The sequence below is a fragment of the Fictibacillus nanhaiensis genome, assembly GCF_049537595.1.
GTDB classification, from domain to species: domain Bacteria; phylum Bacillota; class Bacilli; order Bacillales; family Fictibacillaceae; genus Fictibacillus; species Fictibacillus nanhaiensis_F.
This window is the reverse complement of record NZ_JBMULM010000004.1, coordinates 1-24,816: the sequence shown is the minus strand read 5'-3', so window position 1 is coordinate 24,816 and position 24,816 is coordinate 1. Positions and strand designations below refer to the sequence as shown.

Sequence of the window (24,816 nt, the reverse complement as noted above, 5' to 3'; positions counted from 1 at the left end):
TTAAAAATTCGTATCCTTTTTATGTTTATTTGCTCTTTATTAATCATTACTGGCGACGGCCATCAAGAGGAAAAAATAATGGTTAAGAACAAAACCCAATCCCACAATGCAAGTATTTCAAATGTGGATTATCAACCAAAAACTATCATTCAGGGACCGCATCTGCAATCGCAACCACAACCTAAGTCACGTCAAGGTCAATGGCAATTGATCTGGAATGATGAATTCCAAAATGGAGCTTCCTTTAAGGATTGGAACCTACAGGATTGGCCTTCTAATAAAAATGGCGAATGGCAATATTACACACCTGAAAATGTGAAAGTTAGAGCAGGAAACCTAGTAATAGAGAGTAAGAGAGAGAGATTTAAGGGGAGGGAATACACTTCAGGCGCACTGACTACTGAAAATAAACTGGAATTTACTTATGGAAAGATAGATATACGAGCAAAACTTCCAAAAGGACAAGGAGTGTTCCCTGCTTTCTGGTTAGTTAACTCTATGAACGGAACTTGGCTGCCTGAAATCGATATGATGGAGAACTTGGGAAATGCTCCGAATGAACTCTATTTTGTCGTTCACTGGCAGGATGCGAATGGAACGAAAAAGAGAGATTTTACACATTTTATCAGTAAAGATGTCGACTACTCAAAGGACTTCCACCTATACAGTCTCATATGGGAAAAAGATAGAATCATTTGGTTAGTAGATCATCAAATCGTTTTCCAAACAAAGCACTTTTCTCCATCTACGCCTTTATTTCTTTATTTAAATACAGCAATAGGTGGTAATTGGCCAGGACCACCTAGTTCATCAGACCAATACCCTAAGGAATTGCTAATAGATTATGTGCGAGTCTATCAAAAACATGACGGGAGTGGACAATAATGCTGTTTACTTATATTTCATTGGGAATCTTCCTGGCTTTTGTAATTTTTCAGTCACTATATATATTCATTCCACTATTCAAAAATGAGAGTAAAAAGGTAAAGGAAATCAAAAAGAACTATACGTTTTCTGTCATTGTTCCTGCCTACAATGAGGAAAAGGTAATGCGGCATTGTTTAATTGGGTTTCTGTATTCAAAGTACCAGGGTGCAGAGTTAATTATCGTAAATGACGGGTCAACCGATAACACGCTCCACTATTTAAACAAACTATTGGCTTTTAAGATATGTAATAGAAAAATAGATAAAAAGTTGAGTTACCAGTTAATAAAGAATACGTACCAATCGAGAAAGTTTCCAAATATATATGTAATCGATAAAATAAATGGCGGAAAAGCAGATGCACTAAATGCCGGAATTGATTTTAGCCAGAACGAAATCGTAGTGACGTTAGATGCAGATAGTTATTTGGAAAAGCATGCTTTAAAGGAAATGAATGCAAAATTTCAAGAAGAAGACGTTATCGCATGTGGAGGAAACGTGCTTATTGCACAGGCTTTTACAGGTGATTTTCAAAACCTGAAACCGACATTTAAAATTAAAGGTGTTATTAAGTTTCAGTTTCTGCAGTATTTAACGGCATTTTACCTTCATAAGAGAGCACAAGCATCCATTGGTGCGATTACCGTTATTGCAGGGGCATTCGGTGCGTTTAGAAGAGAAACACTTTTTAACATAAACGGGTTCAGGAAAACAATCGGCGAGGATATGGATATCACACTCAAACTGCACAAATACATTAAAGAAACGAAAAGTAAGAAAAAAATAGCTTTCGTACCAACAGCCATATGTTACACAGAGTGTCCGAGCACGTTAAGAGATATGTTCAAACAAAGAGTGCGTTGGCAAAAAGCCTTTATCGATTGTCTGGTGCATTACAGAACTTGTTATTTTCATAAATTTTCGATCCGTTTTTCTCTTTTTTTCTTAGTCGATCAATTTATTATCGGCACATTAAATGCTTTTCCCTTTGTGATATCTCCCATCTTACTCATATACAACCAAAGTAATATGATTCTATTGTTTTTGCTTGGACTTGGAGCTGTGTTCCTTTTTATGTATCAAAGCCTAACAACCTTATACGTATCCTTCTTACACGGAGTTAAATTTTCTAAGGCAGATATTGCGAGAGTACTGTTATTTCTTCCATTTGAGATCTTTGTTTATCGAATGATCAATCTTTCATTTGTCGTATACGGAACGGTATCTTATTTCTATAAATCACAATCGTGGGACAAGTTAGAGAGATCCGGAAATGTAGAATGGAATGGAGTGAAGAAAGCATCATGAATGAGCTCATTTCTAAGTTTTCCGTAGCGTTTGGCTTTCTTGTTCTATTGTGTGGTTTAGGATGGGGAATTGGGTTTGTTATCAATGAATATGAAATTCTCGCAAAAGAACACAAAGGGCTATTACCTGCTAGTCAGCAAATTTCGTTAGAAAGCTGTGAAAATGGATCGGAAAGAAAGGTACGGACTTTTGCAGTTGATGGACAAGCGGGGAGTGATATTCCTATTTTAACGTATCACCGCATTATTGATGATAAGGATATTGAAGATCGGCATTATATCAAAGGGGAAATAAACCCGATGATTGTTAAAAAAAGTGATTTTAAGAAACAGATGAACTATTTGAAAAAAGAAGGATATGTTACCTTAACGCTCAATGAACTATATTCTTTTTTATTAAACGAGATGCCCATTCCAGAGAAAAGTGTGGTCTTAACGTTTGATGATGGATATAAAGATAATTTTGTGGAGGCTTATCCCATATTAAAAGAGTATGATTTTAGAGCAGTGAACTTCTTAATTACAGGTACAACTACGAATAGAGTCCACACGTATACGCCTGAATATGTTCAATATTTTAGTGCAGTGGAGTTACGAAAAGGGTGTGATGTGTTTGAGTATCAGAGCCACACATATAGTTACCACAAAAAAGAAAAAATCAGCGGTAGAGCTAACAAAACCCCTTACTTACTCTCAAAGTCTAAAAGTGAAGTAGCAAAAGATATAAAAACGAGTATTTTTCAACTAGGTGGCGAGAAATTAGCCTTTGCTTATCCGTACGGTGAATATTCGCCAGAAACGATTAAGGTCTTAAAAAAGGCAGGATTTAAAATGGCGTTTACGACTGAAGAAAGACTAGCCAGCAGCAAAGATCATCTTTTTGAGATCCCACGATTTCAAATCTTCTCAAAAACTACATTTAAAGAATTTAAACAGTACGTAAAGTAATGAATGAAACGGGTGGGTTGGAGGGGTAGTCATGATCGGTACGAGGATACGAAATCTAAGGATTGAAAAAGGAATGACCTTAACAGAACTTGCAGAAAAGGCAGGAATTGCGAAATCCTATCTCAGTAATATCGAAAGAGATCTTCAGAACAATCCTACATTTGAATATATTAATAAGGTTGCAAAAGCTCTAGATATTGAACAGGAAAGGTTATTGATTGGGACGAAGTGTACTGCGGAGAATGAAGAATCTCAAAGTGATTTTGCTATTTTTAGAAAAGCAATAGCACGTATGGATGATAGCCAATTAGAAGAACTCATTGAATATATAGAATTTACAATTTGGAAAAGGAAACAAACTAATTAAAACCCCACTGCTCTCTGCTTATTTAACATTTTACAATTCAAATGGGCTGTAAAGGGTTCCAATTTTCTAAAAAATATTGTAAAATAATTTGAAAATAAGGTTTCGTTTTATCGGAATTGGGGAAGGAGAGTATATTTGGGGATGAAACATATTACATCAGGGTTTGGATTTGCGTTTATCTTCTTAGCCGGTTTATTTGCTTTAGGACTTTATCAAACAGTGATGGTATGGGGGAATATTAATTTGTTCTTTGAACGAATTATGGGACTGACTTCAACTTCATTTATTTCTTCCATACTTCTATTCTGGTCCATCACGAGTGCTTTTTGGATTTTAAGTTTAAAAGTTTTAGATATCGCACATCAGACTGAATTATACAATACGAAGAATGCGATCTTTGGAATGTTGTTTTTGTTCTTTGCGGTTCCATTCGGAATTTGTGTACAAGTGTATCATGCGCTTAATATTAATGGAGGCGTAACAACACTCACTACTGCAATGTTCATTATGACGATTGTGTCATTCATTTTTGGATTTGTTGTTAAGTTTAGAAAAACGGCTCGTTAAATCAAAGACTAATACTCTCCCTCTAGAGTATTAGTCTTTTTTATGTAAATGCAAAGTAAAGATTTTGTAAATTTTTTATTACAAAACAGGTTGTAAAATTCAGATAATTTTGTATAATGATAGTAATCGAATATGGACGGGAAGAGACCATGAGAAGAAACCCAATTTGTAATCCTTTCTTTTGAAAGGGTTTACATTGGTGTTTCTTCTCTTTTTTCTTTGCCGAAAAATCGATCATAAACTTATAGGGGGTTGAATGATGAAAAGGTCTTTTTCAATTTTTACTTCTGTATTTTTAATGATGAGTATACTCTTACTCACGGCATGTGCGGGTGATCAAGATTCTGGTGGTGGGGATGGAAAAGGGGAAATTACATTCTACTCTCCAGAGACTCCTGATATGACGAAGGAACTTGGACAAAAATTCGAAGAGCTTCATGATGGATCTGTTAATGTTCAGTACGCAGGTACGAACGTACTCGTGAACCGCATGATGGCGGAAAAAGATAATCCCCAAGGTGATGTTTGGTACGGAGGGGGAGGCATCCTTCCGTTTGAAGCGGCTGTTGACAAAGGGATTATCGGAAAATACATTCCTGACTTTGCAAAAGATTGGGATACGGTGGAAGACGGAATTAAAGTGAAGCATGAAGATGGGAAGTATGTTGGTGTTGAAGTGTTCGTACTCGGTTTTGCTTATAACACGGACCTTGTAAAAACGGAAGAAGCGCCAAAGACTTGGGATGATCTTCTTGATCCAAAATGGAAAGGGAAGATTCAGTTCTCTAATCCGGCAGCATCAGGTACGGCAACACTTATGGTTTTAAACCAGATGATGCAGCGCGGTGAAGCGGAAGGCTGGGACTACTTCAAAAAGCTAGTGGACCAAGCGAACTCCATGCCAGATTCAGGCTCTGCTCCAACAAAAGCTGTATCCATGGGTGAAGCACACATTGGTGTAGGATTCGATTTCATGGCATACGAGCAGAAAGCCAAGGGAGAGAGTGTGGACTTTGTCGTACCGGATAAGACGCCGATCCTAGTTAATCCAGTGTCTATCGTTGAAGGAGGACCGAATCCTGAAGGCGGTAAGAAATTAATCGACTTCTTATTATCAAAAGAGGGTCAACAAATCTTAGCAAACTGGTACCATATCCCGATCAATCCAGATGTGGAATCCAAAACACCTCTTACACTTGAAAAAGTAAAATCTCATGCCGTAGATCTAGATATTGATTGGGTGAATGAGAACTATGACCGTGTAAGAAACGAGTGGAAAGAGAAATTTCAGTAATACACATTAGGGGTGGTAGAGAATGGGTTCAGTTAAAGTTTCACAACTAACAAAAGAGTTTTCTGGTGTTCATGCCTTGAAAAATGTAAACCTGGATATCCAAGAGGGCGAGTTTTTCGCTCTTCTTGGACCATCAGGCTGCGGAAAAACAACAACAATGAGATGTATCGCGGGCTTTGAACAGCCAACTTCAGGAACCATTCAAATCGGAGAATCAAAAGTAAACCATATTCCTCCGAACAAAAGAAACTGTGGGATGGTGTTCCAAAGCTATGCGCTCTTTCCGCACATGAACGTATTTGAAAATGTCGCCTACAGCTTAAACATTAAACAATTAAATTCAAGCAACATGGCGGCAAAACTTCCAATCTATTTAAGACTTCTCAACAGAAAATTAGGAAAGTATCCGAAGCCAATCGAGCAAAAGGTAATGGAAATCCTTCAATACGTGGAACTCGATAAGCACGCAACACGCCTCACAAGTGAACTGTCTGGCGGTCAGCAGCAGCGTGTGGCACTGGCTAGAGCACTTGTTATGGAACCGGCTGTTCTTTTAATGGATGAACCGTTGTCCAACCTCGATCAAAAGCTGCGCCACTCGATGCGTAACACGATCCGCCGCATTCAACAAGATCTTGGGATCACAACGATTTTTGTAACACATGACCAAGAAGAAGCAATGAGTATGGCAGACAGAGTTGCCGTTATGGATAGTGGGGAAGTGAAGCAGATCGGAACACCGATTGAGCTCTACAGCAGGCCGTCTACACCATTCATTGCAAATTTTGTCGGTACGTCAAACGTGTTAAAAGGAATGGTAGTGGGTCAGGAGAATGGCTATTCCGTCGTAAAAGGACACGGCTTTCTGATCAAATCGACAAACCACGTAGAGCAAAAAGAAGTAAACGTTATTGTTCGTCCTGAAAACATTAAAGCATTCAAACCAGGAACAATCAGCTCTGATGAGTTAACTAACATTATTGAAGGAACGGTTCTCGTTTCGACGTATCTAGGTTCTATTGTTCGGTACGACATTCAAGTAGAGGAATACCAGCTAGTGGTGGATACTACGTTTGTTCCAGGTGAGGCAATCCTAAAAGAAGGAGAGAAGGTGCAGTTAACCATCGATCCTGAGAGGGTGTTGTTAATATGAAGAACCGTCTCAGCTCTTTTAACGGACTCACCCTTGTAAAGGTTTTGATCTATCTTTTCTTTGGTGTTTTTCTGTTGCTTCCTCTTGTTTCGGTATTCTTAGTTAGTTTCACAGGTCAACCTATTAATCTGCTCGGCTCGATCACCAATTCAAACATTCTACAATCGACCATTGATAAGTTCAGTTCAGCGTCATTTGATAACTACGAAAAGATTTTTACGAACAAAACATACTTTTCAGCGGTTCAAAATAGCTTAGAGCTCGCAATTCTAGTCTCATTGATCGTCATCGTAATGTGTATACCAATCGCTTATGGGATCGCGCGTACGACAATGCCGTTCAAAAGGACAATCGCAGCACTATGTACGATCCCACTAATCGTTCCAACATTTATCTCAGCCTATGCAATCATCATCATGTTTGGCCGCGCCGGCTGGGTGACGTATATCTACAATTCTCTTGGCGGGGAAGGGATGCTGCTCGATCCGTACTCGATGGCTGGAATCGTGCTCGTCCAAGTTTTCTTCTTTTTCCCGTATGCTCTTTGGCCGATGGTTGCTGCATTTAAAGTGAGTGACATCTCGCTTGAGGAAGCATCGCTGAACTTAGGTGCAAGAAATTGGTTCACGTTCATTTTTGTCACGTTTCCGCTCGCGATTCCGGGTGTGATCTCAAGTGCACTCTTAATCTTCACCGTTTCGTTCTCTGATTTTGGGACGCCAATCATTCTTGCTCCTAAAGATCTGAACTTGCTCGTTGTTGAAGCGTACCGTGAAATTGCGGGATTCTTTAACTGGGGAGGAGCGGCAATCTTAACCGTAATCATGGTACTCGTTGCAGCGTTCTTCTTCTGGCTGCAGCACCTTTTTACAAAAGGAAAGAACTATGGATCTGTTTCTGGAAAACCGAAGCAACAGAAGCTGAATGATGCAAAAGGATTAACGCGCACTTTGTCTGTTTATTCTTTGGCGATTGTTATCATTCCCGTGCTAGCGATGTTATCCATCGTGCTGCAATCACTTGCGACAACTTGGGGGAAGAATCCTCTTCCGAACGGTTACACGCTATCACACTATCAAACCATTTTCACAAGCTCGATGGGCAACATTCAAAACTCTATTGTTCTTGCACTGGGCGCTTTAATCCTAAGTGTAATCATCGCGACATTCGTATCGTATTTCGTTGTCAGACAGAACTCTTCTAAACTTGATTTCATGACTTCGATTCCACTCGTAGTTCCAGGTATCGCGTTTGGTATCGCACTTATCCAAACGTTTAACACAGCACCACTTCATCTTACGGGAACGGCACTTCTGTTGATTGTCGCTTATACGATCAGAAGACTTCCGTACATGGTTCGTTCAACGATGGGTACGATGCGTGCGATTAAGCAAGACATTGAAGAAGCAGCGGTTAACCTAGGTGCAACACCGTTAACAGCAGCAATTACGATCATAGGACCACTGATGCTTCCAGGTATCGCGGCCGGGTCTATCCTTGTTTTTATCACCGTTATCAAAGAAACGAGTATATCTATATTATTAGCGCCTGCAGACTGGGCACCAATGAGTCTAGCCATATTCCAGAACATTTTGCGCGGTGAATATTACACAGCAGCGGCGATGTCGGTCGTGCTCGTCATAATCGTTTTAATTCTCCAAGCAATAGCTAACCGCATTTCGAAAAATCAACTATAAGATGGATGGTGGAGGAAGAACATTGACTAGAGGGTTTATTTTTGATTTGGATGGAACGGTTTATTTAGATGAAGTGATGATTGAGGGTGCGGCAGAGGCAATCGCCGCCCTCAAACAGCGGGGAGATAAGGTCGTTTATTTAACGAACAAATCGATATCAACCCGCATGGATTATGTACAAAAACTTCGTAAGCTAGGTATTGAAGTGGAGTTGGACGAAGTGATCAACTCGAACTTCATTACCGCAAAATATTTAAAAGAAGCATTAGAGACTGGAGAAGCAGCCCTAGTGATTGGCGAGCAGCCGCTATTAGAAGAACTAAAAGACGAAGGCATCCCCATCACGTATGACGCAAAGCAAGCGAAGTTTGTCGTCCTCGGCTGGGATCGCCAGTTCAGCTATGAAAAAATCAATCTAGCTTTTCAAGCTTGGCTCAACAAAGCGACGATTATTGCCACGAATCCAGACCGAACCTGCCCCGTCCTTGGTGGAGAGATTCCGGACTGTGGTGCCATGATTGGAGCCCTAGAAGGTGTGACCGGTCAGAGGATCGAGTCAATCACAGGAAAACCCTCCAAGTGGATGGCAGAATACGTAGTCTCTCAAGTTCTGAAACTAGATCCTTCTCAGTGCTATATGGTCGGTGACCGGCTTGAGACTGATATCCGAATGGGCATCGAAAATGGATTGCAGTCTGTTCTTGTGATGACAGGTGTGACGAATCAAGAAATGTTAACAAAATCTTTATACAAGCCGTCCTATGTTCTTGATAGTATTAAAGAGGTAGTAAATCTATAGATTGAAATTCCACATGCGGGGATCGCCAGAGGACACAGCGAGTGCTCCAGCTTCAAGCGCTAACAGGATATCCTCTTTTTCTTGAATCAATCCGCCGACGATGAGAGGAAGCTTGAGCTGGCGCGACAGCTGGTCAATTACTTTTGGCATCAATCCAGGCAACACTTCTACAGCATCTGGCTTACACGATTTGACCATCTCAATGCCTTTTTGTATGGCAGCACGATCAATTAAGAAAATCCGTTGAATGGTGATCAGTCCTTCTTCTTTTGCATACTTGATCATGTTGATCTTCGTTGTGATAATGCCGGTTGGTTTTAACACGTCGGCAATGTATTTAACGGCACTTCTAGAATTGGACAAGCCCTCCATAAAGTCGAGATGAATGAAAATATACATACCTGCTTCACGAAGCTGATTAATATAATTTTCAACAGTTGAGATGTCCCCTGTTAAAAGAAAAGCAATGTTCGCTGAACTTTTAATCGCTTTATCAATATCTTTCTGATCTTTAATTGAAGCGATAATCTGTGATTCTACCATATTAACAAGTTCCATATCCTTCCCACCCCGTATTCATTTTTTGAATATTTATACTATTTCTCTAAGAAGAGTTTACCATATGTTAGAAGAAATGCACGGTACACATGACTTATTTCAAGTCTTTTGAGGAGGTGAACTAGGTCTTTTTGCTCAGTGTTTCACAAACTATTATTTCAGGAGGGTGTTTAGTAACGTGAAAACTCATTCTATGCGTCAATTGGTCGTAACGTCTGCCTTAGCACTAAGTCTTGTGGTTCCACAAGTATCAAGTCCGGTAAAAGCGAATGACACGGTTATTGTAAACGAATCTTTTGATGGTATAAGTAACGGAGCGCTTCCGAATGGCTGGAAAGTGGTTGAAGGAGATGGAAAGGTACAGGATGGAAAGCTTGTGTTGAGTTCGCCCGCAACGAGTAAGCCTGCACGAGTAGTTGTACCTCTCGCGGATGATAATAATGGAAACTATGTATTTGAAGCAGACATGACCTTTGTTTCCGCAGTCGAAAATACACGCTGGGCATCGATCATGTATCGTGTACAAAACGAGAACTATCCGTATTACCAGTTTGCAATTAGACGTGGAACGACTGCGCTAAATGGACTGGAGTTTGCAGAACGTACCGAAAAGAATGCCTGGAATGTTACAGAAACCAATTTTTACAAAGAGGACTTTGCATATAACAGAAGTTATCATCTAAAAGTAATTACTAGTAAAAATCGTGTGCAACAGTTTGTGAATGGAGAACTTGTTGTCGACACTGCTGGAGCATCTAAATGGCAGAATGGTGATATTGGATTTCAAGCACAAGGTTCTACAGTACAATACGATAATGTTAAATTAACTTCGTTTAGCGGTGAACTGCCACCAGTGCCGAGTTCAGGAGCCCTCCTCCCAGAAGAGGCACCAACAAACATGATTAACGCACCGACTTTAATTGAAGGACCTGGTGTTACTTCTTACAATGACCAAACCGCATCAGCTTTTTTACAAGTGGAAAATAGAGATGGTAGTTTGTACGGTAACGGAAAACTGTTAAAAGACCAGTTAAATAGGCTTAAAGCGAAGAAGATTCCAGTCTTACATATTGAAAAGACTGGAATAGAAGAAGCAGTAGTTACAGCTTTAAACGAGACGTCTACAACCGATGTACAAATTGTTTCAAGCAACACAGAAATTATTAAAGCTATTAAAGAGATAAACCCAAAAATTCGCGGCGGACTTGTTTATGATAAAAGCGCACTAAACAAGCATGACTTGCAGCAGATCGTGGAAGACGTTCACGAGAGTGGTAGTAAGATGGTGATGATTCCGTTAAAGAATCTTACTGCGGATAATATCTATTACCTGCACAATCGGATGGTTTCAGTTTGGGGTGTTGGTGGTGACACAATGGCGGATACGCATGAACTACTTCATTTAGGTGTTGACGGAATCGTAACGAACCAGCCAGCAAATGCCGTCACTGCGTTCAGCCAATATCCTGAAAGAACGATTATTCAGCGTCCGATCGTTGCGGCTCACCGCGGTGTTCCATCACTTGCTCCTGAGAATACGATGGTCGGTTACCGCATTGCGTACGATCTAGGTGCCGATCAGATTGAAACAGATGTGCAGATCACGAAGGATGGACATCTTGTCATTATGCATGATAACACGGTTGATCGAACGACGAACGGAACAGGAGCCGTTGATCAGTTAACGCTCGAAGAAATTCGCTCGCTTGATGCGGGAATTAAGTATAATGAGAAATTTGCGGGTGAAAAAGTACCGACGTTGAGAGAGTTCCTACAAGCGTTTAAGGGTAAAGACGTCGTGCTTCTAGTTGAACTAAAGGACCATGGAATCGAACAGCAAGTAATCGATGAGATTAAGAGTGAAGGCATGATGGATCAAGTTTCGATGCAGAGCTTTTATCTAGACAGCATGCAACTAATGAACGAGATAGCGCCTGAGCTGCCGATTGGGTATCTGTTTTCTGCTGGTGAGCCAAAATCGTTAGATGCAAAATTAAAGAACGCCAAAAAGATGGTTGACTATGGGACGAGCAATGATGTGACGCTGAATGCAAGTTACGGCACGGTGTACGCTGAGTTCATAAAGTACATGCGTCAGCGCGGTCAGATGAGCATGCATTGGACGTTCCGAGCAGAGGCGCCGTTTGTGGACAAGTTGAAGCAAGGATTGATTGGCCCAATCACGGATTACACGCAATGGTTAACTGCTTCACCAATCCAACTGGAAACACCATTAAAGAAGCTTAACTTGAATGTAGGAAAAGAACACACGGTAAATGCGAAAGCCAAAGTGAGTTATCGCGTGGATCAGCGCGAAAATATTGAGACTGAACTTTTCGTGGCTGATGATAACGGCGTCGTGAATGTTAATGGGAATACAGTTGAAGCTGTTGCACCAGGTAAAGCGCAAGTTTTTGTTAAACATACGTTTGAAATGTTAGGTGAAGAGTGGAATTTGGTTTCTGAGCCGATCGAAGTGACGGTGAAATAGCGTAATAGTGAGGAGCTGAGCTCTTTTTTATAAACTTTTCTATTGTGAGAGTGCTATTTAATACTTAACCGCGTGAAAACAACAGCATCCTGCGCGGAACAAGGCTTGATGTGCGCGCAACTTAGGCTCAACTGCCCGTAAATTTAACTCAACTGCGTGAAAAATATGTAATCGTGCGCGAAAGTGTAATAATTATAAGAACACGTACCGTAAAATAAATGTGCCCTATAAAAGTATGGCCCTCCTTCAAAGAGAAGGAGGGCTAAACTATTAACTATCTATTACTCATACCATACTCTTAATAATGATGTTCTGAACAATCAGGAGCACTCCATTCACTGACCAGTAAAAAGGCAGGATGGCAGGACCGCTAATAGACACCATAAAGATGACAATGGGTGATATAAGCATCATCCATTTCATATTAATTGGGCTACTCGTACTGGTAGTAATCGGACTACTCTTCCCCTGAAAATAGTAGATAAGCCCAGCTACTAAAGCTAAAACGATACTTGTCTCTGTAAAATTAAACATTAAAAAGTAATGATTTGATATTTTGGTTAACTCGATTACCGCCCAATACATTCCCATCACAATTGGCAGTTGGATAAGCAAAGGAAGGCACCCTGCAGAAATAGGATCGATCTTATACTTACCATAAAGTTGAACCATTTCCTCTTGATGTATTTTTATTTCCTCAGGTTTTTTTCGATCTCTATATTTCTCTTTTAAGCCTTCTAACTCTGGCTTCATCAGCTCAAGTTTCTGGTTTGTTTCTTTTTGCTGTTTAGCTTGTTTAATAAATAGTGGAAATAAAATGATCCGTAAACCCAATGTGATGGTGATTACTGCCAATCCATAACTACCATTAAATAAATCTGCAACAACATGTAACAACTGACTGAAAGGATATACAATGAACTCTAAAATACTCAAAAAATAGTCTCCTCCTCTATTTTTATTAGTTATAGAAGGAGTGAACAATTCTCAAGATCATTGTTCGATGAGTTATTTTATCTTAAGCTTTCGAAGGATAAAGATGAAAATTCTTATATGTAAAACACGGTTGCGTAGTTTAATAACTATTTTTGTAGCTACCTTAACACATTGAAAAGCACAGAAATTTTTCTTACTAACGTAAGAAGTAACAGCAGGCAGCTGATAAATGGTTATGAAAAGTAAAAGAAGTGTAGAGATAAAAAAATATTGTTCAAGTAATACGTTCAATTCAGACATGTTTTATCTCCTTGTAGGTTTTGAATGTAATACGTTTATTATTGAAAAAAGTTCCAAATAAAAAAGGTAGCTGTGCATAGCTACCCATTAAAAATAAATGTTTATGTTTTTGAGACAAACAAATGTGAATTTCTGATAAATGCCTTACCATTCACAACCACTAATTTTTCATTGAAATCATCAATATACCCCGAGTCAACGGTCATCTTTTCTTTCGTACAAACCACGTCCACTTTCACCACCAAATAACGGTGATTATTAAAATCATAATCACTTTGAATTGAACTACCGGTTGGAATAATATACATCGACCGCGCTCCTTTAAATCAATCTAATACAATCATATTATGGTAAATATTAACTGTAAAGATATATTTTTCCCCATGTTAAAAAAACACTCCTACGTTCTTCTACCTAATACATATACAAAGTATTCCTTCATCTGTTTCGGCATATGCTGAGCAGTTGATTGGTATCTTTGTCATAATACCAATCGATGCCTGTTTTACTTTTATGATAGGGTTCACCTAAATCGTAAATATATTGTAATAAAGGATCAGATTTAACGAACCGTAGTAATAGTGATAAATTACACAGTTCCTTTCTTTAAGTAGCAAAAAGGATTTCATAATAGTATCGGTTTGTTAAGTAGGACAAACACAACCAAAAGGACTATACAAGGTCCATGTATTTGTACACTCTACAATTAAGTTCGCTTTGCATAAATAATATATCTTTCAGGTGCGTTTCCTATATATGAAAAAGGATAACAAGTGGTCAAAACCAGAATTTCCTCAGGGTAGGTAGATTGGATAACCGTCCGATCATGGGCATCTACAATTTTTGTTTTAAATATTTCGTAGGTGTAATTCCCAGAAGAGAGTTTAATGGTCAATTTATCTCCTATACTTACCTTTCCTAAATTTCTAAATACGGTGTCTCGGTGACCTGATAAAAGAATTTGATTCTTTTCACCTGGAAGTGATGATTCAGAATAATGGCCAACACCTCTTTCCAATTCATCCGGATCCGTACCCTCAATGATTGCAAGCTCAGCATCTATTTTAGGTATTGAGAGTAAACCAATAACTTCCCCTCTATTCGGTTTAGTACTTACAGACTTTTTGTTAGTAGATGGTGAAGAAGATGTTCTTATAACCTCTTGTGCTTCTATTAAGCTGCTCTGTTGCTGCTCTTTTAAAAATATAAATTGTAACAGACCATAAACAAATAATAGAAATCCACTGATTAAGATAATCCATGATAATAATCTGCGCACAGTATCACCTCTTGTAATGAAATATACATTTCTTTGTGTTCTTAATATTGAAAAATAATCTGGTTTTTAAATTCATTATAATGAACAAAATATTCAATAAAAAATACAAAATTTAAAGTATCTGGAAGTAATTGCGAGAAATCTTCAGAATAATGTTCATTTTATAGAACAAACGTCTCATTTTACACCTTTTTAAATTAGGTATTATGTATTATACTCACATTGTAAGTTCTTAATAAAGAACAGAAAATACCCTTTAAGAACTTGAACATGAGGGGCGTGAAACTAGCAATGAATACATTTCCAACTCGGCGTACAAAACATAAAAGAATAACTAGAAATAAGAATAAATTTTGGCTAATTACAAACTTATGGATGCTTTATTTAATTGTTATTTCAGTTCTTTATTTACCTAATTCCAGTACATATTCAAAATTTAATGACACAGAGAGAATAGCAAACACAATAGCAACCCTAGAAGATTTTTGTTCGGATAAGGAGTATGAAAAGAAAAATAAAAAAGCTTGCATGAAGAAGGATGACTCTGGCATAGGTAATGGACCAAATGAGGGAGACGATGGAGAGATAGGGGATCCCGATAATCCTGGAAAAGGAAACGATGACAAAAAGGATTGTCTTCCTGATGAATGTGTAGATGATCATCCTAATAATGGAAATCAGAGTGGTAACTCTAAAGGTGATAAAAGTAAAAGTGTGAGTGAAGAAAAGAAAAATGAAACAAGTAAGGAAAAAGAAGAAATAACTGAAAAAACTGAACCAATAGAGGTGCCAGCCGATTCAGAGTCTGCTGAACCTAAAGGAACTGAGCAAAAGAGCCCAGAAAAAAAGGAACCTACTATTAAGAATAATGAAGAATCAACAACGATTGAGGAAAATCAAAAAACTACAACAGAATAAATTTTAACAATAAAGATAAAGGTGGTTCTTATGAAACTAACAATAAAAATTTTAAATGGATTGATAACTACCGTTTTAGCTATTACATTACTTAGCATGATTTTTATAGTAATTTCATCTAAAGCAGCTGGTGGAGAACCTAGTTTTTTTGGATATCAAATAAAGACAGTTTTATCAGGTTCAATGGAACCAACCTTTAAAACAGGTTCAGTTATAGCGGTAAAACCTATAGAAGATGCTATGAATCTAAAAAAATCAGATGTTATCACGTATTTAAAACAAGATCAATCTATTGTGACTCATAGAATTGTAGAGGTTATTAAAAACGGTGATCAAGTCATGTATCAAACAAAAGGAGATAACAACAAGGCCGTCGATACTCAGCCTGTACTCGCACAAAATGTGATGGGTAAGTATTCAAACTTTACAATTCCTTATCTTGGTTATTTCATAGACTTCGCCAAATCCAATAAAGGAACTGCATTGCTGTTAATCATTCCAGGTGTCTTGCTACTCATTTATTCTGCAATTTCCATCTTAAAAGCGCTAAAAGAGCTCGATAAAATGAACAAGAATTCAGGTGTAGAAAAAGCTGTATAAAAATGATTGTATCCCTGAACAGGGTTCAATATAAAAATTACATACCTCGAGGTCGAGGGAGAAGAGGGGAAAAAAATGAGTATTAAAAAACAGTTAGGTATGGGAGTAGTAACAGCGGCACTAGGTTTAACATTAGTTGGTGGGGGAACTTGGGCAGCATTTAACGACACTGCAACGATTAACAACCATTTTGCTGCAGGAACATTAGATTTAACTGTTGGAAAAGTTAATCAAGCAGCAAACTTTGACCTAGGTAATATGAAGCCTGGTGATGAAGTGAAAAGAGTATTCACTTTAAACAATGCTGGTTCATTAGCTATTAAAGAAGTATTACTAAATACGACAGCAAACGGATTTAATAAGGGTGTAGGTACTAATGAAGATCTTACTGCATTTCTATCACAATTCGAAATCGATGTTTTAAGTGTAGATTCCGAAAATACTGAAGGTAAATTTGAACCAAGAAAAAGTATTCTTCAAGGAACAACACCACTTACACTAGCAGACCTTGTAAACAATACCTATACAGGTAAAATTAACTCTGCATATTTAGCTCAAGATTCTACAGATACAAGAATTAATTTAGCTCCGTTAGTAGTTCCTGCTGGCCAAGATGCTAAAAGAGGAATACCTGTTACACCAGCTGATAGTGATAGCGTAATGTTTGTAATTAAATTTAAAGAAGACAATACAAGAGTTGGTGGGGCATCGGACAAATATGGAGAATACGTACAAAATAAATTCCAAGGAAATTCTGCAAGTTTTTACTTTAATCTAGAGGCAACTCAATGGGATGGAATGAGTCTTGACAGTTCAAACGTAAATGGAGAAATTAACAATGGAGTACAAGGATCTTCTGATAATGGGAATGAGCCAAAACCAGCATCTATTAAAACAAAGAATGGCACTGATTTACGTAAACATGGAGATAATGAGGTTGTAGAACCAGCTAACCAAAACTAATTAAATGTACTAAGCAAGGAAAGGTGGGGAATCCCACCTTTTCTCAATATAAAGACTATTAATTTTTGAGAGGTTAAAAAATGAAACTATTAAAACTACTTCTCACATCCTTATTATTTTTATTAATTCAATCAACATTGGTTCATGCTCAAACAAATGAATCACTAAATATCGATACAAGTCCCAGCAGTTTTTTGTTTAACCTAACTAACATGAAACCGGGTGACTGGGCAACTAGAAAGCTTACTATTCAAAATCGAGGAGCAGAAGATTTTAAATATAATACTCAAGCGATATTTAAAGATGGTTCTAAAGAGTTATATAACGAATTTCTGCTTAAAGTCTGGGATTCCAAAGGTGTTCTACATACCGGCAAACTAAAAGATTTTAAGGGTCTTCCTGCAAGGTATTTAAATTCGGAACATCAAGAAGATCTTATGTTTGAAGTCAAATTCCCTTATGAACTTGGTAATGAATTTCAAGGATTAGCCTTTGACGTTGAATTTAAGTTTATTGTTGAAGATAAAGTTACAGAACCAAACGAACCGTCGAATCCAGATGATGGTGGGCCTATCAATAACCTGCCTGGAGATGACGATTCTATATCTCCTGAACGCCCAATACCATCAGATGGTTTAAATTCTCCACCAGTTGAGGGTCAAATTCTTCCTGAAACATCCACAAACACCTTTAATTATTTGTTTAGTGGAATCTTATTTTTACTTTTAGGAGCAACCACACTATATAAGCAAAGAAGAAAAACTATAGATTTATAAAAAAGTTTGTAGATGAAAAGGAAGCTGGTGATGTTAAACAAAATTGGGATTGAAATTAAAAGAAGAAGATTATATAAGAATTTAAGTATTACTAAGCTTTCTGAGTTGGCAGGCATTTCAAAAAGCTACTTAAGCAGCATTGAAAATCATGAGACAAATCCATCTGCGCATATGATTCAAAAAATAGCGAAAGCGTTGGAGGTTCCTGTGGAGCAGTTGTTAGATATACAATTTGAGATCCTTGATCCGGAGTGGGTTGAGCTTTTGGCTCAAGCTAAAGAACTAGGTTTAGAAAAAGAAGAAATTCGCGATTTTTTAGCTTATGAAGCGTGGAAACGTACGATCAAGAGGGGAGGATAAATGTGATTCGATTGGGAAATGGTTTGTACATTTGTCACCTTAACGGCCATATTTTAAAGATTGTGTATAAAGGTAACAATGTTTGTGAAATATTTTTAGGTGATGAATATCAAGGTAGAGCATCGTTTGATTATGTAAAAAAGAAACTGAATCTCATGGAAAAAAGGTGGAACACATCTAAAATAATGAACTACAGATTCAGAGAATTTCAACCTAGTCTGGATTACTCCATATAAAAAGCCGACGCATTCATAGAAGCTCCGGCTTTTTAACTTTTTTGTTACCCATTCACAACCTTACCACCATTAATATGAATCATTTGCCCAGATACATAAGAAGAATCTTCACTTGCTAAGTATACATAAGCGGGAGCGAGTTCTTCTGGCTGGCCTGGACGACCCATAGGTGTATCTTTACCGAACTGTTCTACTTTATCTGCTGTGAATGTTGATGGGATTAGCGGTGTCCAAATTGGACCTGGTGCCACGCCATTTACACGGATACCTTTTTTCACAAGGTTATTCGACAACGAACGAGTAAACGACACAATTGCGCCTTTCGTTGAAGCATAATCAATCAACTCAGGGTGTCCTTGATAAGCTGTGATTGATGCTGTGTTAATAATCGTGCTTCCTTGCTTCAAGTGAGGAAGTGCAGCTTTCGTTAAATGGAACATACTTAAAATGTTTGTGCGGAATGTTTTTTCGAGCTGCTGCGCTGTAATGTCCTCAAAGTTTTGCTGTGGATGCTGCTCAGCTGCGTTATTCACGAGTACATCAAGTCCACCGAACGAACCGACTACATCACGAACCGCTTGATCGCAAAACGATTCATCACCAATATCGCCTCGAATCAGCAAGCACTTCACGCCTTCTTCTTCCACTTGCTTTTTCGTTTCTTCTGCATCCTGAGATTCTTCTAAATAGATGATTGCGACATTTGCGCCTTCTTTTGCATACGCGATAGCTACGGCTTTACCAATTCCACTATCACCACCCGTAATTAACGTAGATTTACCTCTTAACTTTCCGCTCCCTTTATATGTAGGGCTCTCGGACTGGGGTATTGGGGTCATTTCAGATTCTACACCAGGCTGCTGATTTTGATGTTGTGCGGGTTGGCCTTTAGGATGATTTTGATCAGACATAAATTCATGCACTCCTTTTTTATGTTTTCTCTTCTAAATCTACCTTTCCCAACTCTCAACTGAATAAACATTTAGAGTGAAAAATTAAGTTTATAATATCTAGAAAACAACTTAATCCGTATGATTTCTTAACAATTGCATATGAATTGTAAAAACGATGTGAAAACTTATGAAATCGGGAAGAACTATTTAAACAGGTAAGGTATGATGAAAGGGATAAGGCTAAATACATTGTGAAATTCTATATAAAGGAGTTCACCAAATGAGAGTAAAAAAGGCGATTATTCCAGCTGCAGGACTGGGTACTAGGTTTCTGCCAGCGACAAAAGCTATGCCTAAAGAGATGCTTCCGATTGTGGATAAACCGACGATTCAACATATTGTTGAAGAAGCGGTTTCTTCCGGGATCGAAGACATCATTATCGTCACGGGTAAGGGAAAACGAGCGATTGAAGATCATTTTGACTTTTCGTATGAATTAGAGCAGAACTTGTTTCAAAAAGGAAAACTTGAACTACTTGAAGAAGTGCAAAAACCATCTAAGCTCGTTGATATTCACTATATTCGTCAGAAGGAACCTAAGGGACTAGGTCATGCCATTTGGTGTGCACGGAAGTTTATCGGAAATGAGCCTTTTGCGGTCCTGCTTGGTGATGATATTGTTACTTCCGATACCCCTTGCTTGGAACAGCTTATTCATCAATACAACGAATATCATTCTTCTATCATTGGCGTTCAGCAAGTGCCAGAAGAAGAAGTTTCTCGATACGGAATTGTCGATGGCAAACAGTTAAACGACCGTTTATATTCGGTAAGCCATTTGGTCGAAAAGCCGAAACAACATGAATCACCATCCAATGTTGCCATTATGGGACGCTATATTTTGACTCCACAAATTTTCGAAATCTTAGAGAATCAAACACCTGGTGCAGGCTTCGAAATCCAACTAACAGATGCCATTGCAGAACTCAATCAAATTCAAGACGTGTATGCGTACGATTTTGAAGGTGTTCGATTTGATGTTGGAGAAAAGTTAGGTTTCATTAAGACCACGATAGAATTCGCTCTCCAACGAGACGACTTACGATATGAATTGCTAGATTACTTGTCACATTTGCTTAAACACTCGGATTTATCAACAAAATAAGATGAATATGAAGATGATGGTTCCCAAGCGGAGCCATCTTTTTCATATAAATGAGTTTTACGGTACGTGTTCTTTAAACTGTTACATGTTCGCGCACTTACTCGCTTTTTACACGCAGTTTTCGGCTGTTTACTCGCGCAATTCCATATTTTCCGCGCACTCGCCCCTAATTTTCCGCATAGTCAATATAGCGTAGTTGTGCCAGGCGTAGCAAATGCGAAAATTGCTACCCTTGTATCTGCCTGCGCAAAAAAACAGGGAGGTATCTCACGTGCGACGTTTGTTCGTATGCTAAGAAAAGTCAAAACAACAGGTTTTTTACATGTATATAAAACGTATCGATCAAATGGGGGATTTGCTCATAATGTCTTTGTTTTTCACCCAATTGATGTAGCGAGTGAAACACAACTGACGTACCGGGATGCTGACGAAACTCCCTCAGAGAGTAACTCACAACCATCAAAATCAGCACTGGAAACTAAGAATCTCTTCATAAATCTAGAAAATAAAGATCTAAACATACGTCATGAAAAGAACGTCAGCATCACTCCACACCTTTCGGCTACATCAGCGACACCTCACCTACATGATCGCGACTACACCTTCGTTCCTGATAACGTCCCACACCCATTCATCCAATTAGTAAAACCATTCTTTGACCGAGCAGAAGAAATCTATACTTTTTGGCAAAAAGCATTAATGGCATACAAAAAGTTTAACTTTCGAACACCAATTGAACAGCTAATCTCAATAGTGGTTGAAGCTTTCAAAACCACTGTATTTCTTTATAAAAAACGCAAAATCAAAACGAGCTTTACCCCATACTTTTATGGAACATTGAGTGGAATGTTCAGTGCGGAGAAGAGGAGAGAACAAGCAGCCAATCAAACCACGCCTCGCTATAATTGGTTAGAGGAATAAAAAAGACTGGCTCAAAGAAAAATCTTTGAACCAGCCTGGTAACTATAAGTATTATCTACCTTCATCAACAATACGGCCTTCAACCACAGGGTTAACTATTTTTAACTCTGCAACATAGTCACGAAGGTTTTCCCAGTCGGATGCACCAAGATCTGTAACGCGTCCTTGCTCATAAGCATTTTTGAAGACTGTGAATCCGTCTCCGCCTTTAGCTGTAAACGCGTTTGTTGCGATTACATATTCTTGAGCAGGATCAATAGTTGTAAATGTACCATCTGCGTTCTTTACTTCCATTTTTAAAACACGGCTACCTGCTGGCAGTGAGCTGTTATACGTAAACTTCATGCCAGAAACGTGAAGGAATCCGCCACTTTCTTTTGGTGCTTGGCTTACGCTATGTTCAAGAGCTTGTTTAATTTCTGCACCAGTTAACTTCATCGTTGCAAGTGTGTTTCCAAAAGGAAGAGTAGTGAGTACATCACCGTACGTGATCTCACCTTGATCAATCGTTGCACGAATTCCTCCACCGTTTTGGAATGCCATAACGACATTTGGATTATAATCCTTGGCTTTATCAAGCATACCGTCTGTAATCAGGTTGCCTAGTGGAAGTTCGCTATTTCTTACACTCGTTCCAGTCCCTTCTGTACGAGGAGCTAGCAACGCCTGTTCAGCTACACCGCCAGTTGGTGTATTCTTAATTTCATCTATTTGACTAGAATACTTTGTCAGCAATTGAGATGCCTCTGGATCAGCTGCTTTATCAGCCACTTTAATTAATTGCCCAGCTTGTCCAACAACTTTACCTTTACTATCAAACGTTACATCCAATGTTCCTAAGTAATCGTTATACTGATATGCTTGCACGATTACAGTAGGATTCTTTGTTTTTCCGTTTTCATCTGAAGATACCACTACTGGCGCGTTTAGTTGTGTATGGCTATGGCCGCCAATGATAACGTCGATTCCATCCACATGTTTAGCAAGCTCAAGGTCATTGTCATACGCTGGGTTATCATCATATCCAAGGTGGGTGATGGCAACGATCTTATTTACACCAAGAAGCTTCAATAATTTAACTTCTTTGGAAGCTTCTTTAATATAATTTTCAAATACAATATTTTCAGGGCTTGAAATGTCAGTTGTTTCTTCTGTTGTTAATCCGATGAATCCTACATACTCACCTTTAACTTTTTTCACAACAGATGAGTAGATGCTGCCGTCTTTTGGCTTTAAAGCATAGCCTTTAAACAAAGGCTTTAATAATGGATCTTTTGAAAAGTTTACGTTGGAACTTACGAATGGGAAGTTAGCATTCTTAACAAAATCTGCTAGTGCTTGATGACCTTCAGGGCTTGAACCGAGATCAAATTCATGGTTACCGAATGTCATAAGATCATAATCTAGAAGGTTCATAAACTCTAGATCTGCTTGTCCTTTAAATTGGTTAAAGTAAAGCGATCCGGAAAATACATCACCTGCATCAAGTAACAAAGCACCAGGCTTAGCTGCACGAACTTCTTTTACCGCTGTTACTTTTTTAGCAACATTATCTAAACGAGCATGGGAATCGTTTGTATGCATAATAGACAGATTGAACGGTTTGTCTTTGTAAGGTTTTCCTTTTGCATCTACAGAACCAGGCATTGCTAGAGGAGAGACCATTACCCCAACAGCAAGGGAACTAACTAGTAATCTTTTAAACGTTTGTTTAACTGACATTTCATCACGTTCCTTTCAAAATTTGTCATACCATAATAATTTATCATTTATAAAATGCAGCGCTAGTCGAAATTTGTCGAGTAACGTAAAAAACTTTTAAATTTTAAGTAAATAGATATGCAACATGAAAACCGTCAAAATAAAAAAGCCAACGCACTTGTGAACTGTTCCCTTAAAATTAGACAGTTTATAAAAAGACCATTTAAGCAGCTATTAGATGACCTCGGAATTGTTCCGGGGTCATTCTGCTTAATGTCCATTGATATCTTTCTGTATTGTAATATTCTATGTATTCCTCTACTTTGTACCTTAATTCAGCGACCGTTTTACATTCGACATCTACTTCGTCTTTAAAGTGCCCAAAGAATGATTCCATAGGGGCGTTATCCAAACAATTCCCTCTCCTTGACATGGATTGTGTAAATCCTAATCCTTTTACTCGTTTTTGAAATTCAGGATGTGTGTAATGGAAACCTTGATCGGAATGAAGAATTGCACCAGGATAAACATTCCCGTCCAAAGAGTCCATTAATTTTTCTAGTGTTCGATAAACAATCCCCATGCTTAGTGATGTTGAAAGAGAGTACGCTAATATCTCTCTGGTTGTACTGTCTTTTACGCAAGATAAATAAACCTTTGAACTGTCCTCCAAATATAAATACGTAATATCTGTGAGTAAAGCCATTCCAGGTCTAGACTGGACAAAGTTTCGATTCAGGATGTTCGGGCACGTTCTATGTTCTTGTGTAGCCTTTGCTAATTTCCTATAAGGATTTTTCCTGCGTATTTTTGTTTCAAGATTAAATTTTGTTTTAATTCTATATATTTTTTTGAGATTCATTTTAACATCATAGATATTTTCTAGACGCATCTTTATTACGCGTCCGCCGAGCTTTTCTTTTTTACTGTCATGAATCTGCTTAATGAGTTGATAATCCTCTTGATCTTTTGTTTCTCGTTCAAGGCGCTTTGGCTCTGCTTTTAGCCAGGCATAATAGCTCTTTCGTTTTACACCAGCTATTTCACAGAGATGGGAGACATGGCGTTTAAGGTTGTGTTTTCGGATCGTTTCATTGATGAGCTGATACTTCTCAGATGTAGTTACTTCTTTTTCGCCTGCCTTTCTAGTTCCTTGAGCTTTTTTAAGAAGTCGATCTCCATTTCAAGGAAAGCATTTCGAGCTTCTGCTTTCTTTAATTTTTCTTCTAAGGTTGGTTCCTTCGAAGAAGGACGTCCTGTACTGCCTTTTCCACGACGCTCCGTGTAAAATCCATCCTCACCATGCGCTTCAAACGAGTACCTCCAGCGTTTTAAACAAGCTTGTGGTTTATCGACTCCAATCATCTCGATATCAAAACCATGATCTATAAAAATTTCCATTGGTAATTTTCCTTGTAAATATTCTTTTACAGCTTGAACCTTAAACTCGGGTTTATAGCTGATAGAACGATCTGAAACATGGCTTACATTTGGATTGTTTTCAAGTTGTTTTCTTTGAAGTTCGTTATAGATAATTTTACTCAATGTGGATTCCCCGTTCTCCCTGTTTGGTTTGATTATAACGGGTTTCTTGTTAAAGAACACAAAAAATCCCGAATAACGGACTTTTTATAAGTGTCCATTATTCGGGATACAGTTCA

24 protein-coding genes are annotated in these 24,816 nt (G+C 38.3%); 17 read left to right on the top strand and 7 right to left on the bottom strand.

Features of this window, described 5'->3' with window-relative positions; genetic code table 11:
* The first annotated feature begins 21 nt into the window (after nt 1-21).
* The 9 genes from ACOZ9X_RS16915 to ACOZ9X_RS16875 all read left to right on the top strand — a co-directional run bounded on the left by ACOZ9X_RS16915 (nt 22) and on the right by ACOZ9X_RS16875 (nt 9,058).
* Nucleotides 22-885: a glycoside hydrolase family 16 protein gene (locus tag ACOZ9X_RS16915; protein WP_423419223.1), complete on the top strand. Its 864-nt coding sequence runs from the start codon at nt 22-24 to the stop codon at nt 883-885.
* Nucleotides 885-2,234, top strand: a complete 1,350-nt coding sequence (locus ACOZ9X_RS16910) for a glycosyltransferase family 2 protein (RefSeq protein WP_423419222.1) — start codon at nt 885-887, stop codon at nt 2,232-2,234. Before ACOZ9X_RS16915 ends, ACOZ9X_RS16910 begins: the two co-directional genes overlap by 1 nt.
* Nucleotides 2,207-3,181, top strand: coding sequence for a polysaccharide deacetylase family protein (locus ACOZ9X_RS16905; RefSeq protein ID WP_423419221.1), 975 nt, complete (start codon nt 2,207-2,209; stop codon nt 3,179-3,181). Before ACOZ9X_RS16910 ends, ACOZ9X_RS16905 begins: the two co-directional genes overlap by 28 nt.
* A 31-nt stretch (nt 3,182-3,212) precedes the next feature.
* The gene (locus ACOZ9X_RS16900; RefSeq protein ID WP_423419220.1) at nt 3,213-3,548 is read left to right on the top strand and encodes a helix-turn-helix domain-containing protein; all 336 of its coding nucleotides are present in this window, start codon (nt 3,213-3,215) and stop codon (nt 3,546-3,548) included.
* A 141-nt stretch (nt 3,549-3,689) separates the two neighbouring features.
* Nucleotides 3,690-4,115: a hypothetical protein gene (locus ACOZ9X_RS16895; RefSeq protein ID WP_423419219.1), complete on the top strand. Its 426-nt coding sequence runs from the start codon at nt 3,690-3,692 to the stop codon at nt 4,113-4,115.
* A 256-nt stretch (nt 4,116-4,371) separates the two neighbouring features.
* Nucleotides 4,372-5,409, top strand: a complete 1,038-nt coding sequence (locus ACOZ9X_RS16890; protein WP_423419218.1) for an ABC transporter substrate-binding protein — start codon at nt 4,372-4,374, stop codon at nt 5,407-5,409.
* 22 nt (nt 5,410-5,431) lie between these two features.
* Nucleotides 5,432-6,562 carry an ABC transporter ATP-binding protein gene (locus tag ACOZ9X_RS16885; protein WP_423419217.1) on the top strand — a complete coding sequence of 377 codons (1,131 nt, stop codon included), beginning with the start codon at nt 5,432-5,434 and terminating at the stop codon, nt 6,560-6,562.
* The gene (locus ACOZ9X_RS16880; RefSeq protein WP_423419216.1) at nt 6,559-8,259 is read left to right on the top strand and encodes an ABC transporter permease; all 1,701 of its coding nucleotides are present in this window, start codon (nt 6,559-6,561) and stop codon (nt 8,257-8,259) included. Before ACOZ9X_RS16885 ends, ACOZ9X_RS16880 begins: the two co-directional genes overlap by 4 nt.
* Nucleotides 8,260-8,281: 22 nt before the next feature.
* On the top strand, nt 8,282-9,058 hold the full coding sequence (locus ACOZ9X_RS16875) for an HAD-IIA family hydrolase (protein ID WP_423419215.1): 777 nt from the start codon (nt 8,282-8,284) through the stop codon (nt 9,056-9,058).
* Here the strand turns inward: ACOZ9X_RS16875 and ACOZ9X_RS16870 are convergent.
* Nucleotides 9,053-9,616: a glycerol-3-phosphate responsive antiterminator gene (locus tag ACOZ9X_RS16870; protein WP_423419214.1), complete on the bottom strand. Its 564-nt coding sequence runs from the start codon at nt 9,614-9,616 to the stop codon at nt 9,053-9,055. The two genes, ACOZ9X_RS16875 and ACOZ9X_RS16870, sit on opposite strands and share 6 nt — an antisense overlap.
* 178 nt (nt 9,617-9,794) lie before the next feature.
* Between ACOZ9X_RS16870 and ACOZ9X_RS16865 the strand changes: the two genes are divergently transcribed.
* On the top strand, nt 9,795-12,107 hold the full coding sequence (locus ACOZ9X_RS16865) for a glycerophosphodiester phosphodiesterase family protein (protein WP_423419213.1): 2,313 nt from the start codon (nt 9,795-9,797) through the stop codon (nt 12,105-12,107).
* Between the two features lie 285 nt (nt 12,108-12,392).
* On the opposite strand, the gene yidC is transcribed toward ACOZ9X_RS16865, so the two are convergent.
* The 3 genes from yidC to ACOZ9X_RS16850 form a co-directional block, all read right to left on the bottom strand.
* The gene (yidC, locus tag ACOZ9X_RS16860; protein ID WP_423419212.1) at nt 12,393-13,043 is read right to left on the bottom strand and encodes a membrane protein insertase YidC; all 651 of its coding nucleotides are present in this window, start codon (nt 13,041-13,043) and stop codon (nt 12,393-12,395) included.
* A gap of 401 nt (nt 13,044-13,444) precedes the next feature.
* Complete coding sequence (locus ACOZ9X_RS16855) at nt 13,445-13,651, bottom strand: hypothetical protein (RefSeq protein WP_423419211.1); 207 nt, start codon at nt 13,649-13,651, stop codon at nt 13,445-13,447.
* Nucleotides 13,652-14,049: 398 nt separating this feature from the next.
* The gene (locus tag ACOZ9X_RS16850; RefSeq protein ID WP_423419210.1) at nt 14,050-14,622 is read right to left on the bottom strand and encodes a class D sortase; all 573 of its coding nucleotides are present in this window, start codon (nt 14,620-14,622) and stop codon (nt 14,050-14,052) included.
* Nucleotides 14,623-14,913: 291 nt separating this feature from the next.
* Here ACOZ9X_RS16850 and ACOZ9X_RS16845 point away from each other — a divergent pair, with 291 nt between their 5' ends.
* From ACOZ9X_RS16845 to ACOZ9X_RS16825, 5 genes are all read left to right on the top strand, one after another.
* Nucleotides 14,914-15,540, top strand: a complete 627-nt coding sequence (locus tag ACOZ9X_RS16845) for a hypothetical protein (protein WP_423419209.1) — start codon at nt 14,914-14,916, stop codon at nt 15,538-15,540.
* A 30-nt stretch (nt 15,541-15,570) separates the two neighbouring features.
* Nucleotides 15,571-16,140 (top strand): signal peptidase I SipW, encoded by a 570-nt coding sequence (gene sipW / locus ACOZ9X_RS16840; protein ID WP_423419208.1) that lies wholly within the window; start codon nt 15,571-15,573, stop codon nt 16,138-16,140.
* Nucleotides 16,141-16,215: 75 nt separating this feature from the next.
* Nucleotides 16,216-17,103, top strand: coding sequence for a TasA family protein (locus ACOZ9X_RS16835; protein ID WP_423419207.1), 888 nt, complete (start codon nt 16,216-16,218; stop codon nt 17,101-17,103).
* 80 nt (nt 17,104-17,183) lie between these two features.
* Nucleotides 17,184-17,879, top strand: coding sequence for an LPXTG cell wall anchor domain-containing protein (locus ACOZ9X_RS16830; RefSeq protein ID WP_423419206.1), 696 nt, complete (start codon nt 17,184-17,186; stop codon nt 17,877-17,879).
* Nucleotides 17,880-17,909: 30 nt separating this feature from the next.
* Nucleotides 17,910-18,239: a helix-turn-helix domain-containing protein gene (locus ACOZ9X_RS16825; RefSeq protein ID WP_423419205.1), complete on the top strand. Its 330-nt coding sequence runs from the start codon at nt 17,910-17,912 to the stop codon at nt 18,237-18,239.
* Nucleotides 18,240-18,519: 280 nt separating this feature from the next.
* Here ACOZ9X_RS16825 and ACOZ9X_RS16820 read toward each other — a convergent pair whose 3' ends face one another.
* Nucleotides 18,520-19,386, bottom strand: coding sequence for an SDR family oxidoreductase (locus ACOZ9X_RS16820; protein ID WP_423419204.1), 867 nt, complete (start codon nt 19,384-19,386; stop codon nt 18,520-18,522).
* A 262-nt stretch (nt 19,387-19,648) separates the two neighbouring features.
* On the opposite strand from ACOZ9X_RS16820, the gene galU reads away from it, so the two are divergent.
* Entirely contained in the window at nt 19,649-20,533 is an 885-nt protein-coding gene (gene galU, locus ACOZ9X_RS16815; RefSeq protein WP_423419203.1) for a UTP--glucose-1-phosphate uridylyltransferase GalU, read from the top strand.
* A 66-nt stretch (nt 20,534-20,599) separates the two neighbouring features.
* Nucleotides 20,600-21,454: a hypothetical protein gene (locus ACOZ9X_RS16810; RefSeq protein ID WP_423419202.1), complete on the top strand. Its 855-nt coding sequence runs from the start codon at nt 20,600-20,602 to the stop codon at nt 21,452-21,454.
* A 51-nt stretch (nt 21,455-21,505) separates the two neighbouring features.
* Here ACOZ9X_RS16810 and ACOZ9X_RS16805 read toward each other — a convergent pair whose 3' ends face one another.
* Nucleotides 21,506-23,176, bottom strand: coding sequence for a bifunctional metallophosphatase/5'-nucleotidase (locus ACOZ9X_RS16805; protein ID WP_423419201.1), 1,671 nt, complete (start codon nt 23,174-23,176; stop codon nt 21,506-21,508).
* 202 nt (nt 23,177-23,378) lie between these two features.
* A protein-coding gene (locus ACOZ9X_RS16800) for an IS3 family transposase (protein ID WP_423416476.1) occupies nt 23,379-24,700 on the bottom strand; the annotation gives its coding sequence in 2 pieces (ribosomal slippage) (nt 23,379-24,328 and nt 24,328-24,700; 1,323 coding nt in all).
* Between the last annotated feature and the right edge of the window lie 116 nt (nt 24,701-24,816).